14 protein-coding genes are annotated in these 13638 nt (G+C 63.9%); 13 read left to right on the top strand and 1 reads right to left on the bottom strand.

Annotated features, from left to right (window positions below; translation table 11 throughout):
• Positions 1–43: 43 nt before the first annotated feature.
• The 5 genes from metK to D3M59_RS08340 are packed head-to-tail and all read left to right on the top strand — an operon-like array spanning position 44 to position 4317.
• The gene (gene metK, locus D3M59_RS08360; protein ID WP_119533188.1) at positions 44–1255 is read left to right on the top strand and encodes a methionine adenosyltransferase; all 1212 of its coding nucleotides are present in this window, start codon (positions 44–46) and stop codon (positions 1253–1255) included.
• Positions 1252–1776, top strand: coding sequence for a hypothetical protein (locus tag D3M59_RS08355; RefSeq protein ID WP_119533187.1), 525 nt, complete (start codon positions 1252–1254; stop codon positions 1774–1776). Before metK ends, D3M59_RS08355 begins: the two co-directional genes overlap by 4 nt.
• 45 nt (positions 1777–1821) lie before the next feature.
• Entirely contained in the window at positions 1822–2523 is a 702-nt protein-coding gene (gene trmB / locus D3M59_RS08350) for a tRNA (guanine(46)-N(7))-methyltransferase TrmB (protein ID WP_119533186.1), read from the top strand.
• Positions 2524–2563: 40 nt separating this feature from the next.
• Positions 2564–3613 (top strand): cysteine synthase A, encoded by a 1050-nt coding sequence (locus D3M59_RS08345; RefSeq protein ID WP_119533185.1) that lies wholly within the window; start codon positions 2564–2566, stop codon positions 3611–3613.
• A gap of 41 nt (positions 3614–3654) precedes the next feature.
• Entirely contained in the window at positions 3655–4317 is a 663-nt protein-coding gene (locus tag D3M59_RS08340) for a peroxiredoxin (RefSeq protein ID WP_119533184.1), read from the top strand.
• A 1-nt stretch (position 4318) separates the two neighbouring features.
• Here D3M59_RS08340 and D3M59_RS08335 read toward each other — a convergent pair whose 3' ends face one another.
• Positions 4319–5470 carry a PQQ-dependent sugar dehydrogenase gene (locus D3M59_RS08335; protein WP_119533183.1) on the bottom strand — a complete coding sequence of 384 codons (1152 nt, stop codon included), beginning with the start codon at positions 5468–5470 and terminating at the stop codon, positions 4319–4321.
• Between the two features lie 39 nt (positions 5471–5509).
• Between D3M59_RS08335 and D3M59_RS08330 the strand changes: the two genes are divergently transcribed.
• The 8 genes from D3M59_RS08330 (at position 5510) to rbfA (ending at position 13579) form a co-directional block, all read left to right on the top strand.
• A complete protein-coding gene (locus D3M59_RS08330; protein WP_119533182.1) occupies positions 5510–6556 on the top strand; it encodes a type III polyketide synthase in 1047 nt (348 codons plus the stop codon).
• Complete coding sequence (locus D3M59_RS08325; RefSeq protein ID WP_199662461.1) at positions 6556–7050, top strand: isoprenylcysteine carboxyl methyltransferase family protein; 495 nt, start codon at positions 6556–6558, stop codon at positions 7048–7050. The genes D3M59_RS08330 and D3M59_RS08325 overlap by 1 nt, the downstream gene beginning before the upstream one ends.
• Positions 7047–7616 (top strand): hypothetical protein, encoded by a 570-nt coding sequence (locus D3M59_RS08320; RefSeq protein WP_119533180.1) that lies wholly within the window; start codon positions 7047–7049, stop codon positions 7614–7616. Before D3M59_RS08325 ends, D3M59_RS08320 begins: the two co-directional genes overlap by 4 nt.
• 142 nt (positions 7617–7758) lie before the next feature.
• Positions 7759–8283 carry a ribosome maturation protein RimP gene (gene rimP, locus D3M59_RS08315; RefSeq protein ID WP_233543198.1) on the top strand — a complete coding sequence of 175 codons (525 nt, stop codon included), beginning with the start codon at positions 7759–7761 and terminating at the stop codon, positions 8281–8283.
• Between the two features lies 1 nt (position 8284).
• The gene (gene nusA, locus D3M59_RS08310; RefSeq protein WP_119533178.1) at positions 8285–9931 is read left to right on the top strand and encodes a transcription termination factor NusA; all 1647 of its coding nucleotides are present in this window, start codon (positions 8285–8287) and stop codon (positions 9929–9931) included.
• Complete coding sequence (locus tag D3M59_RS08305; RefSeq protein ID WP_407695442.1) at positions 9912–10649, top strand: DUF448 domain-containing protein; 738 nt, start codon at positions 9912–9914, stop codon at positions 10647–10649. Before nusA ends, D3M59_RS08305 begins: the two co-directional genes overlap by 20 nt.
• Positions 10646–13174, top strand: a complete 2529-nt coding sequence (gene infB / locus D3M59_RS08300; RefSeq protein ID WP_119533176.1) for a translation initiation factor IF-2 — start codon at positions 10646–10648, stop codon at positions 13172–13174. Before D3M59_RS08305 ends, infB begins: the two co-directional genes overlap by 4 nt.
• Before the next feature lie 12 nt (positions 13175–13186).
• A complete protein-coding gene (rbfA, locus tag D3M59_RS08295) occupies positions 13187–13579 on the top strand; it encodes a 30S ribosome-binding factor RbfA (protein ID WP_119533175.1) in 393 nt (130 codons plus the stop codon).
• Positions 13580–13638 lie beyond the last annotated feature (59 nt).

Here is a 13638-nt window from a genome sequence, read left to right as displayed (position 1 = left end):
CCCTAAATTTTCGCTGATTTCAGCCAAGGAATAACGGCTCCCCATGCGCACGTCCTATCTCTTTACCTCCGAATCGGTTTCCGAAGGCCATCCCGACAAGGTCGCCGACCAAATCAGCGACGCAATCGTCGACCTGTTCCTGTCGAAAGACCCGGAGGCCCGCGTGGCGTGCGAGACGATGACGACAACCAACCGCGTCGTCCTAGCCGGCGAAATCCGCGGTAAGGGCATCATGGACGAAGACGGCAATTGGGCCGAGGGCGTACGCGAGGAAATCGAGCGTGCGGTCCGCGAGACTGTGAAGCGGATAGGTTATGAACAGTCCGGCTTCCATTGGGACAAGCTCGACTTCGCCAATCACCTGCATCCTCAGTCGGCGCATATCGCGCAGGGCGTCGACGCCAGCGGCAACAAGGACGAAGGCGCGGGCGACCAAGGCATCATGTTCGGCTTTGCCTGCGACGAAACGCCGGACCTGATGCCGGCGACGTTAGATTACAGCCACAAGATCCTTCAGCGCATGGCTGACGACCGCCATTCGGGGCGCGCGCCCTTCCTGGAGCCGGACGCCAAGAGCCAAGTCACGCTGCGCTTTGAAAACGGCAAGCCGGTGGAAGCGACCGCGATCGTGGTCTCAACCCAGCATGCCAAGGGCTATGACGAGGGCGAGAACGAAGCCGAGCTTCATACTTATGTGAAGCAAGTCATCGCCGACGTACTTCCGGCCAACCTCATCACGGCTAACACGGTTTACCACATCAACCCGACCGGCAGCTTCGAGATCGGCGGACCAGACGGCGATGCCGGCATCACCGGCCGCAAGATCATAGTCGACACCTACGGCGGCGCGGCTCCACACGGCGGCGGCGCGTTCAGCGGCAAGGACCCGACCAAGGTCGACCGTTCGGCCGCCTATGCCGCGCGTTACCTTGCGAAGAACATCGTAGCGGCCGGCCTTGCCCGCCGGTGCACCATCCAACTCGCTTACGCTATCGGCGTGTCGAAGCCGCTGTCGCTCTATGTCGACACGCACGGCACCGGTTCAGTCGGCGACGACCAACTCGAGGCGGCCATCGGCAAGATCGATAAGCTTGGCGGCCTGACGCCGCGCGGAATCCGCACGCACCTGACGCTCAACAAGCCGATTTACGGCGCGACAGCCGCCTACGGCCACTTCGGTCGTAAGGCCGAGGGCGATCTTTTCCCTTGGGAGAAAACTGACTTGGTTGACGACCTGAGGGCCGCTCTGGCGTGAGGCCATTCGACGGGGTCGTCGCCATTGCGCTGCTGACCGCTTGCCAGGCCGAGCCGTCCGGCACCGACGTAGCTCAAGAAGAGGCGATCCCGGACGAAGCTGCCGGCAACAGCGTTTCAACCGGAAGGCCGATGTCGCGGTCGGAGTTATCACTGCCGACCCCCGTGGACACCGAAGAGTCCGCTCCCGAGATTGCGATCGATGAGGGCACCTACGTTGAGGTCGGCGTCGACTGCGGCAACCCGCCCAACGCCAGTTGGCGGATATGGAACGGCGAAGGTTTGAGCGGCTCGACGACCCGGGCCTGCAAGGCATCGCCGAGCGTCGGGCAGGCCAACGGCATCGAGGTCGAGCAGACCTGCATCGACAATTATTCAGGAACTCCGAGCAGCACGACGTTCGTCCTGCGCGCCACCAGCCGCAACCGCTTCGCGCTCATCGTCGAAGGCGGCGGCGACCAAGTGTTCCGTCTTTGCCCGCCAGCCGAACTCCCTCAATGGCTCCGCGAGGCGAAACACTAGCAGCGCTTGCGGCAACGGGTCCGCTCGGCTAGCCGCCGGGTCCACATGACTGCACTCAAATCCGGCGATCCGACCACCCTCAACCGCCTCTACGGCAGGTCGAGCGGGCATAAGCTGCGTAACAGCCAGGCGGAACTGGTCGAAACGCTGCTCCCTGCTATCTCCGTCCCGCAGGAGGGTGAAATAACGGCGCAGCGGCTGTTCGGCGAAGATCGGCCGCTTCATCTCGAGATCGGCTTTGGCGGGGGCGAGCATCTCGCCTATCGTGCCGACCTGCTCCCCGACCACGGATTCATCGGTTGCGAGCCTTTCGTTAACGGCGTCGCCCAAGCGCTGACCCATATTCGCGACCAGCGGCTGGCAAATGTGCGACTGCACATGGGGGACGCGCTTGAGGTTCTCCGCCGAGTTCCCGACGGAGCGCTCACCATGCTTTACCTGCTCCATCCCGACCCGTGGCCCAAGGCACGTCACGCCAAGCGGCGGATGATGAACGACGGACCGGTCGACCTGATCGCCGCCAAGTTAAAGCCGGGCGGCGAGTTTCGCGTCGCGACCGACGACCCCACCTATCTTAATTGGCTTCTAATGATCATGCAGCGCCACACCCACCAGTTCGAATGGGTCAATAAAGCCCCTGGCGAATGGCTGAACTACCCTTCCGGCTGGCTGGAAACCCGCTATGCGGCCAAGGCCCGCCGCCAAGGACGCACGCCTCACCAGTTTCGTTATCGCCGCCTCAACTGACCCCCTTTAACTGGAACAGCGCGGCGCCTATCTGCGCGCCATGGACATCAAAGCCTCCGTCCTTGCCGCGATCGGCAACACGCCCCTTATCAATCTCAATCGCGCGTCGGAGGAAACCGGGTGCACCATCCTCGGCAAGGCCGAGTTTATGAATCCCGGCCACTCGGTGAAGGACCGTGCTGCTCTAGGTATCGTCACCGATGCTATAGACCGCGGGGAGCTTCGTGCCGGCGGAACAATCGTCGACGGGACCGCGGGTAACACTGGCATCGGCCTAACGGTCGTCGGCAATGCGTTGGGCATGAAGACGGTGATCGTCATTCCCGAAACCCAGTCGCAGGAAAAGAAGGATACACTCCGCTCGCTCGGCGCCAGCCTGGTCGAGGTGCCGGCGGTGCCATACCGAAACCCCAACAATTATGTGAAGGTCGCCGCCCGCGTCGCAGCGCGCATCGCACAGGAAAATCCGCAGGGCGCAATTTTCGCCAACCAGTTCGATAATGTTGCTAACCGCGATGTCCATGTCCGAACCACGGCGCCCGAAATCTGGGACCAGACGAATGGCAACGTGGACGCCTTCGTCAGCGCGGTTGGCACCGGTGGAACCTTGGCTGGCGTCGCGCAAGGGCTGAGGGACCGCAAGTCCGACATCGTCATCGCTCTCGCCGACGTACCAGGCGCGGCACTCTACAACTACTACACGACCGGCGAGCTGAAGGCGGAGGGCTCCTCGATCACCGAAGGAATCGGCCAGGGCCGCATCACCGCCAATCTCGAGGGGCTCCACGTCGATCAAGCCTTCCTAATCCCCGACGCCGAAAGCCTCGCTGTCGCCTTCGCCTTGCTCAAGGACGAGGGATTGGCGCTCGGGCTGTCCTCAGGCGTCAACGTCGCGGGCGCAATCCGGCTGGCGAAGGAACTCGGCCCTGGTAAGACGATCGTCACCATGTTGTGCGATCCAGCGGCCCGCTACCAATCGCGGCTATTCAACCCGGAGTTCCTGCGATCCAAGGGTCTCGAGCCGCCCGAGTGGCTTGAACATCCCGTCGAAGTTGCGCCCGATTTCGAACCCGTGCCCGCGTCGGCCTGACGCAGCGCCGGGAGTTTTTCGCGTTTCACAAGGAGAAAAAGATGACGCTATCAATTGGCAGCGTGGCCCCCGATTTCACGGCCGATACCACGCAGGGCAAGATCAACTTCCACGATTGGATCGGCGATAGCTGGGCGATCCTCTTTTCGCACCCCAAGGCGTTCACGCCGGTCTGCACGACCGAACTGGGCTACATGGCAGGGCTTGAGAATGAGTTCGCCAAGCGCAACACCAAGATCATCGGCCTCAGCGTCGACGCGACCGAAGACAATGCCCGCTGGCTGCCCGATATCGAAGAAGTGAGCGGCAACAAGGTCGGCTATCCTGTGATTGGCGACAACGACCTCAACGTGGCCAAGCTCTACAACATGCTTCCCGCCGATAGCGGCGACACTGCCGCCGGCCGCACCGCCGCGAGCAACGCCACGGTCCGTACCGTCTACATCATCGGACCGGACAAGAAGATCCGCGCGATGCTGCTCTATCCGATGAGCAGCGGCCGCAACTTTGACGAGGTGCTTCGCCTGCTCGATTCCGTACAGTTGACGGAGAACAAGGGCGTCGCGACGCCGGTCAACTGGCGTCCGGGCGAGAGCGTGATTATCCCGCCGTCGGTCAGCGACGAAGATGCCAAGACCAAATATCCGGACGGCTGGGAAACGGTGAAGCCCTATCTCCGCCGCATCCCGCAGCCGCAGGACTAATTTACCGGGCGGGGGCCAGCCGCAGCAGCCGGCCCCCGTCTTCCAGCAAATAAACGGTGCCGTCCGGACCCTGCTCGACCGCGCGAATGCGGGCGCCCATGTCCCACTGTTCCGCCTTCACGGCCTGGTCGCCATCTATGTCGACGCGGATCAGGGCCTCGCCCGATAACGCGGGGATCAGGGCATCACCCTTCCATGCTGCGAATTTGTCGCCGCCGTAAATCATCAGCCCTCCCGGCGAGATGGACGGGCTCCACCAGACCTTGGGCGCTTCAAAGCCGTCGCCCGCCTTGTGGTCGGGGATGTCGCCGCCGTCATAATGGCTCCCGTTCGACGCTCGCGGCCAACCGTAATTCTTGCCGGCGACGACCAAGTTTACCTCGTCGCCGCCCTTGGGCCCCATCTCCGTCTCCCACAGCCGTCCGTCTGGTGCGAAAGCGATACCCAGCAGGTTGCGGTGCCCAATGCTCCAGAATTCAGCCGCGACACCGCCGCGCGAGGCCCAAGGATTGCCGGGCGCCGGCGCGCCCTCGTCGGTCAGGCGAAGCACCTTACCCAAGTTGCCGCTCATGTCCTGCGCCGGGTCCAGTTTCTGCCGATCGCCCGAAGTCAGATAAAGGAAACCGTCCGGCCCGAACGCGATCCGGTGCGAAAAATGGCCATTTCCCTCGACCTTGGGTGTCTGACGCCAGATGACCTTGTAATCTCGCAGCACTGGCTGCTGGGCGTTGCCAAGATCCAGCCTGCCATAGCCGAGAGCGGCACCGCTGGTGCCGCCTTCGCCCCGTTCGACATAGCTTAGATAGACCCGGCGGTTATCCGCAAATCCGGGGTGAGCGACCACGTCGCCCAAGCCGCCCTGTCCGGCAACGTGCGCTTCGGGAACGCCCGCTACCTCGCGCCGATTGCCCGTGGCGACATCGACCAGCCACAGAGTGCCTTCCTTTTCGCTGACCAACGCCATGTTGGTCAGCGGCACGCCACTGCCAGGTAGAAAATCAATCGCCCAAGGGCTGCCGAAGGTAGCCACCTCGGTCACGGCGAACGGCCGGGCGCTGGCGCTTACGGCGTTATCCTGCGCCGGTGCCGGTGACTGACATCCCGCGACGAGCGCCGCACATGCAATGGTTGCTTGCAAAAACTTCGCGGTCATCCAATCTCTCCTGCTCACCAGCGGGGCGAATGAGGTCGGATGAATAGCGTCAGCCTCCTCTCGCTCGCCACGGCATTGCCTCCGCACATCGTCCAACAGGATCAGGCAAAAGCCAAGGCCCGCGAACTCTTCGGTGGCCGGAAAGCCTTGTTCGACCGCCTGTCCGGCGTGTTCGACAATGCCGCGATCGACCAACGGCATACGGTCGCGCCGATCGACTGGTATGCCGGCAACCACGGGTGGCAGGAGCGCAACCGCCTTTACCTAGAGGCTGCGGACGCCTTGTTCCTTGAAGCTGCCGGCAATGCGATCGCCGGGGCGGACCTGTCGCCGAACGAAATCGACGGGGTGGTTGTCGCCTCGACCACCGGCATCGCCACGCCCAGCCTCGACGCCCGCAACGGTCCGCGACTTGGTTTGCGCCCCGATGTGCGGCGAGTGCCGCTGTTCGGACTCGGCTGCGCCGGCGGCGTCAGTGGTCTATCGACCGCGGCCCGGCTGGCGGCCGCGGAACCTGGCAGCAACTGGCTGTTCGTCACCATTGAAACCTGTTCGATTGCCATCCGCCTCGACAGCGACGATCCTGCCGCCATCGTCGCCACTGCCCTGTTCGGCGACGGCGCCGGAGCTGCCGTGGTTCGCGCAGGCGACGGCGGTATCGCTAGCATCACCGGTGCCGGAGAGCGCATGTGGCCCGACACCCTCGGAATCATGGGCTGGCGGGTCGAGGACCCCGGCCTCGCTGTCGTCTTTGACCGTGCCATCCCGCCCTTCGTCGAGGCCGAGCTTGCCCGAGCGGTCGGCGGCATGCTGGCGGAAATGGGTACTAATGCTGCTGGAATCGACCGATACTGCTGCCACCCTGGCGGAGTGAAGGTCATCGACGCAATCGAGGCTTCGCTGGAGCTCCCAGCTGGAACGCTCGATCTGGAACGCGGCGTGCTTCGCGACTGCGGCAACATGAGCGCCCCAACCGTGCTGTTCGTGCTTCAGCGACTGATCGAACGCGGCCTCCCCCCGTGCGTCCTGATGACCGCCTTCGGCCCCGGATTCACCTGTTCCGCGCTGATGCTTGAGCGCTGCTGATGTGGCCATCGATCGCCTTGCTCGCCTTCGTCACGCTACAGCGGCTGGTCGAACTGCCAATTGCCGCCGCCAACACCAAGCGCTTGCTCGCCGCTGGCGGTCATGAGGTCGCATCCGCCCACTACCCGCTGATCGTAGCCGTGCACGCATCTTGGCTAGCGACCCTATGGTGGCTTGCCCCGTCACGACCGATCGAATTGCCCTTCCTCGCGATCTTCGCGCTGGTGGAGGCAGCCCGAATTTGGGTGCTTAGGACCCTCGGCCCGCGCTGGACGACCCGCATCATTGTCGTCCCGGGCGAACGGCTGGTAACCCGCGGTCCGTACCGGTTCGTCGACCATCCCAATTATCTGGTCGTCATCGCAGAGATCGCGATACTGCCACTGGTCTTCGGACTGTGGCACGTCGCGCTTCTTTTCTCCGTATTCAACGCAGTCGCGCTTGCCGTCCGCATCCGCGCCGAAAACCAGGCTCTGGAGACGCTTCGTCCATGAAAATGCCCCTGATTGCCGTCGCGCTCGCCATGCTCGGCGGATGCGCCACCACCACAGTCCTTGCGCCCGATTTCCTCGCATCTCTCACGCCCTATTGCGGAAGGGCTTACGTCGGACGGATCGTCAGCCCGCCGGTGCCCGCCGACGAAGCCTTCGCGGGCAAGGCCCTCATCATGCATGTCGCCTCCTGCACCGAGGACACGGTCCGCATACCCTTCCACGTCGGCGACGATCATAGCCGAACTTGGGTGCTATCGCGCACGGCGGTGGGCCTCCGGCTGAAGCATGATCATCGCCATGTCGATGGAACCGAAGACCGCGTTACTCAGTACGGCGGCGACTCCACGACGCCCCCCACTGCGCCACGCCAAAATTTCCCGGCCGATGCGTTCACGAAGGAGTTGCTCCAGCGCGAAGGCAATGTCGCGGGAATGAATAATGTTTGGGGGGTCGAGCATCGCCCGGGCGTTTTCGTTTATGAGCTGCGTCGCCCCGGCCGCTTTTTCCGGGTCGAATTCGACCTTACCAAGCCGGTCGCCACACCTCCGCCGGCTTGGGGAAGCTGAGCAGCCAAGACGTCCCGCATCGGCGCTTGCGACTCCGGAACGACGCGCCTATATGGCGGTCACTCCTCGACATCGTCAGAAGTTGGGGCCGGGCCGGGGTCGGTCCGGCAACGAAGAAGATTTGAATTTCGAAAGGGCTGGATTGACCGACGCCGCCGCCATCGCTCGACTAATCGAGCCCGCCGTCAAGGAACTGGGCTTCGACCTCGTGCGCGTGGCCATGATCGGCGGCAAGTCCGACCCGACCCTGCAGGTAATGGCCGAGCGTCCGGACACGCGGCAGTTGACCATCGACGACTGCGCCGACCTCTCGCGCAAGCTGTCCGAGCTGCTGGACGATGCCGATCCGATCGAGGAAGCGTATCGCCTGGAAGTCAGTTCGCCAGGTATCGACCGGCCGCTGACCCGCCGGTCCGACTATGCTGATTGGACCGGGCATGAAGCCCGGCTGAAATATGCCGAGCCCGTCGATGGCGCGAAACAGATTTCGGGCGACATCGTCGGCATCGACGGTGAAACGATCCGCATCGCAACTCCGAAGGGGGAGCGAACGGTTCAATTTTCCAACATCGCGTCGGCCAAGCTGCTCTTGACCGACAAGCTCATCAACGCCACCGCGCCGCTCAGTTCCGAAGGCGCCGAAGAATTCGAGACAGAGGAAGACTAAGATGGCCACTGCCGCGCCTGCTGCCGCCACTGCCAACAAGGCCGAACTGCTCGCCATCGCCGACTCGGTGGCCCGCGAGAAGCTGATCGACCGCGCCATTGTCATCGAGGCGATGGAAGACGCGATCCAACGTGCCGCCCGCGCCCGTTACGGCGCTGAGAACGACATTCGCGCCAAGCTGGATCCGAACAGCGGCGACCTTCGCCTGTGGCGGGTCCTCGAAGTCACCGAGGAAGTCGAAGACCATTTCAAGCAAGTCGACCTCAAGGGCGCCCAGAAACTGAAGAAGGATGCCGCCGTCGGCGACTTCATTGTCGATCCGCTGCCCCCGATCGAATTCGGCCGCATCGCCGCGCAGGCCGCCAAGCAGGTTATCTTTCAGAAGGTCCGCGACGCCGAGCGCGAGCGCCAGTTCGAAGAATATAAGGACCGCGCCGGCGAAGTGATTACCGGTGTCGTCAAGCGGGTCGAGTTCGGCCATGTCGTCGTCGACCTGGGCCGCGCCGAAGGCGTGATCCGCCGCGATGCGCAAATTCCGCGGGAAATGGTCCGCGTGGGCGACCGCATCCGCTCGCTGATCCTGCGTGTTTCTCGAGAGACGCGCGGTCCTCAGATCTTCCTCAGCCGCGCGCATCCTGACTTCATGAAGAAGCTGTTCGCGCAGGAAGTGCCGGAAATCTATGACGGCATCATCGAAATTAAGGCCGCCGCCCGCGACCCGGGCTCGCGCGCGAAGATCGGCGTCATCAGCTATGACAGTTCGATCGATCCGGTTGGCGCCTGCGTCGGCATGAAGGGCAGCCGCGTGCAGGCCGTCGTGCAGGAGCTGCAGGGCGAGAAGATCGACATCATCCCGTGGAGCGAAGACACCGCGACCTTTGTCGTCAATGCGCTCCAGCCCGCGACCGTCAGCCGCGTCGTCATCGACGAGGAAGAAAGCCGCATCGAAGTGGTGGTGCCTGACGATCAGCTGTCGCTGGCCATCGGCCGCCGTGGCCAGAACGTCCGCCTCGCATCGCAGCTGACTAATTCGCAGATCGACATCCTGACCGAGGCCGACGCTTCCGAGAAGCGCCAGCGCGAGTTCGTCGAGCGCTCGACCATGTTCCAGGAGGAGCTGGACGTCGACGAAACTCTTGCCCAGCTACTGGTTGCCGAAGGCTTCACCAGCCTTGAGGAAGTGGCCTACGTCGAAGTCGACGAAATCGCCTCGATCGAGGGCCTCGACGACGAGATCGCTGGCGAACTGCAGAACCGCGCCACCGAAGCGCTCGAGCGCCGCGAAGCCGCCGCTCGCGAAGAACGCCGCAAGCTGGGCGTCGAGGACGCGCTAGCCGAGCTGCCCTATCTCACCGAAGCAATGCTGGTGACGCTTGGCAAGGCCAATATTCGCACGCTGGACGACCTCGCCGACTTGGCAACGGACGAACTCATCCAGAAGAAGCGGGCCGAGCCGCGTCGCCGCGCCGAGACCGCGCCGAAGCGCGTCGAGGACAAGGCCGGCATCCTGGCCGAATTTGGCCTGAGCGAAGAGCAGGGCAACGAGATCATCATGGCCGCCCGTGCGCACTGGTTTGAGGATGACGCATCCGCGAACGAAGCGCCGGCCGCAACCGAGGAGGACGCGGTTGCGGACAAGGACCAATGATCGCCTAATCGCTCCCGGGAGTGAGGCAGCAGAGGGTACGGGTCCCGAGCGGACCTGCATTCTGACGCGCATCTGCCGTTCGAAGGACGACCTTATCCGTCTCGCGCTTGGCCCCGACGGCCAAGTCGCGCCGGACGTGCGTGCCCGTGCGCCGGGCCGTGGCGCCTGGATCGGCGTCGGGCGCAAGGCACTCGACGAGGCGAATGCCAAGGGTCGATTGAGAGGCGCCCTCGCCCGTGCCTTCAAGACGACCGAAATCGACGTCCCAGCTGACCTTGGCGAAAAGGTCGAGAAAGCGCTTCGCCAGCAGGCGCTCGACCGTCTCGGCCTTGAGGCGCGCGGGGGAACCCTGTTGACCGGCTCGGAACGGATCGAACAGGCCGCTCGGTCTGGCAAAGTCCATGTCCTGATCCACGCTTCCGACGCCGGCGAAGAAGGCAACCGCTCGCTCGACCAGGCCTGGCGCGTCGGTGGCGGCGACGCACGGGGGTTGGTTTTTCCGCTCCCCCGCACCATCTTGTCGATGGCGCTCGGACGCGAGAATGTGGTACATATCGCGCTGACCGATGCCGGCGCCGCAAGGCGCGTGCTTCACGCCATCAATCGGTGGCAAGCTTTCATTGAACCCGATGCTGGGCTAGACGGCGCCTCCAAATCTGGAAGTGTTGCCGTTGGGCCGGACGCGGGCGACGAATTTGTAGACGAAGGAACGAAATGACCGACCAGAGCGACAAGCCCAAGCTTGGAACCCGGCCTCCGCTGGGCCTGAAGCGCACGGTCGAGACCGGCAAGGTGAAGCAAAGCTTCAGCCATGGCCGCTCGAACACCGTCGTGGTCGAGGTCAAGAAGCGGCGCATTCTTGGCAAGCCCGGCGAAACCCCGCCCGCGCCTGAACCGAAGCAGGAAGCGGCACCTACGCCCGCGCCGAAGCCAGCAGCCCCAGCGCCGAAGCCGGCCGCGCCCGCGCGCCGCCTCTCCGAGGCCGAGGAAATCGCCCGGCGCAAGGAAAATCTGGAACGCTTCCAGCGTGAAGCGGAGGAGGCCCGCATGGCCGCGCTGGAAGATGCGCGCCGCCGTGAGGATCGCGCCAAGGTCGAACAGAGCGAGGACGAGAAGCGTCGCGCCGAGGAAAACCGTAAGGCCGAGGAAGACGCCGCCAAGCGGGCTGCCGAGGAAGCTGCCGAGGCCGAGCGCAAGGCCGCCGAGGAAGCAGCCCAGCCCCCCGTCGAACCCGCCCGCGAAGAAGCCAAGACTGCCGGCGACCGCGAATTCCGCCGTCCCGCAGGCGCTCCGTCGCATGCACCCAAGCGTCCCGAGCCCTCGCGGCCCGGTGCCCATCGCCCGCGCGACGACCGCCGCCATTCCGGCAAGCTGACCGTCACCCGAGCCCTGTCGGGCGAAGACGACAGCCGCGCCCGCAGCCTCGCAGCGCTCCGCCGAGCGCGCGAAAAGGAAAAGCGCGCCCACCAGCAGCAGGGTCCTTCCGCCAAGCAGTATCGCGACGTCGACGTTCCCGAGGCGATTACCGTCCAGGAACTAGCGAAGCGCATGGGCGAGCGCGGCGCCGACCTCGTCAAGTCGTTGTTTAAGATGGGCACTCCGGTGACCATCAACGAGACGATCGACCAGGACACGGCTGAGTTGCTCATTGAAGAGTTCGGCCACCGCATCAACCGCGTGTCCGAATCCGACGTCGACATCCAGAGCGAGACTGACGTCGATGCCGCCGAAACGCTGAAGCCGCGTCCACCGGTCGTGACCATCATGGGCCACGTCGATCATGGCAAGACTTCGCTGCTCGACGCAATTCGCGGCGGCAATGTCCAGTCGGGCGAGGCCGGCGGCATTACGCAGCACATCGGCGCCTATCAGGTCGCGCTGAAGGACAAGTCGAAGATTACCTTCCTCGACACGCCTGGCCACGAAGCCTTTACCGACATGCGCATGCGCGGTGCCAATGTCACCGACATTGTCGTGCTGGTCGTGGCAGCCGACGACGGCCTGAAGCCGCAGACGATCGAGGCGATCAACCACACCAAGGCGGCCGGCGTGCCGATGATCGTGGCCATCAACAAGATCGACAAGCCGGAAGCCAAGCCACAGAAGGTCCGCGAGGAACTCCTGCAGCATGAGATTGTGGTCGAGCAGATGGGCGGCGACGTCCAGGACGTCGAAGTTTCGGCGCTGAAAAAAACTAACCTAGATAGCCTGCTCGAAGCGATCGCGCTCCAAGCGGAAATCCTGGAACTCAAGGCCAACCCCGACCGCCCCGCGGAAGGTGCGGTGGTCGAGGCCAAGCTCGACAAGGGCCGCGGTCCGTTGGCGACCGTGCTGGTCCAGCGCGGTACGCTCCGCGTCGGCGACGTGATCGTCGTCGGTGCTGCCTCGGGCAAGGTCCGCGCCATGATCGACGACCATGGCCGCCAAGTGAAGGAGGCCGGCCCTTCGGTTCCAGTCGAAGTGCTCGGCCTGGGCGCCGTTCCCTCAGCTGGCGACCAACTCACGGTTGTGGAGAATGAGGCTCGCGCCCGTGAGGTTGCCACTTATCGCCAGGGCGTACTCGACAAGAAGCGTACCACCGCTGCTCCGGTAAGCCTGGAAAACATGTTCGCCAATCGCGCTTCGACGACCATCGAATTCCCGCTGGTTATCAAGGCCGACGTGCAGGGCTCCGCCGAAGCGATCGTCAACGCCGTCAACAAGATCTCGACCGACGAGATCAGAGTGCGCGTGCTGCACTCCGGCGTGGGCGCGATTACGGAAAGCGACGTGACGCTGGCCGCCTCGACCGGCGCACCGATTATCGGATTCAACGTCCGTCCGAACGCTAAAGCCCGCGAGACATCGGAGCGCAACAAGGTCGAACTCCGCTACTACGACGTCATCTACCACCTCACGGACTGGGTGAAGTCGGCGATGGCGGGCGAGCTTGGCCCGGAAATCATCGAAACGGTCGTCGGCCGCGCGGAAGTCCGCGAAGTCTTCCCGGCGGGCAAGAAGGACAAGGCCGCCGGCCTGCTCGTCCTCGAAGGCGTTATCCGAAAGGGTCTTCACGCCCGTCTTACCCGCGACGACGTAATCGTTTCGAAGACGACCATCTCCTCGCTGCGCCGGTTCAAGGACGACGTGGCGCAGGTCATCGCCGGCCTCGAATGTGGCGTGCTCCTCGCGGACACGAACGACATCAAGCCGGGCGACAATCTGGAGGTCTTCGAGACCGAAGAGCGGGCTCGCACACTGTAAAGGCAGGAGTCGGTGCGCACCAAGGAAACTCCCGAAGGCCGCTCGGTCCGCCTGCTTCGCGTCGGCGAGCAGGTGCGCCACGTGCTGAGTGAAATCCTCCAGCGCGGCGACGTGCATGACGATGTGCTGGCCAGCCATCCGGTCAGCGTCACCGAAGTGCGCATGTCGCCCGACCTTCGGCATGCGACCGTTTTCGTAAAGTCGTTGCTGGGACAAGACGAGGAAGCCGTATTGAAGGCACTGCGCACCAACACGGCCTACCTCCAGCGCGAAGTCGCAGGCCGCGTCCGCATGAAGTATGCGGCAAAGCTCAAGTTCCTCGCAGACGAAAGCTTCGACGAAGGCAGCCACATCGACCGCCTACTCCGTAGCGAGCATGTGGCGCAGGATCTGGGCGAAGAGTGAACCTGAGCAACCGAGCGCAGGTGAGGAATTGGGGAGCGATCCTGAACCAACGCGAAGAG

This window comes from Sphingomonas edaphi, from assembly GCF_003583725.1.
GTDB lineage: Bacteria > Pseudomonadota > Alphaproteobacteria > Sphingomonadales > Sphingomonadaceae > Sphingomicrobium > Sphingomicrobium edaphi.
The sequence above is the reverse complement of the archived record's forward strand: the minus strand, read 5'-3'. Positions and strand labels throughout refer to the sequence as shown.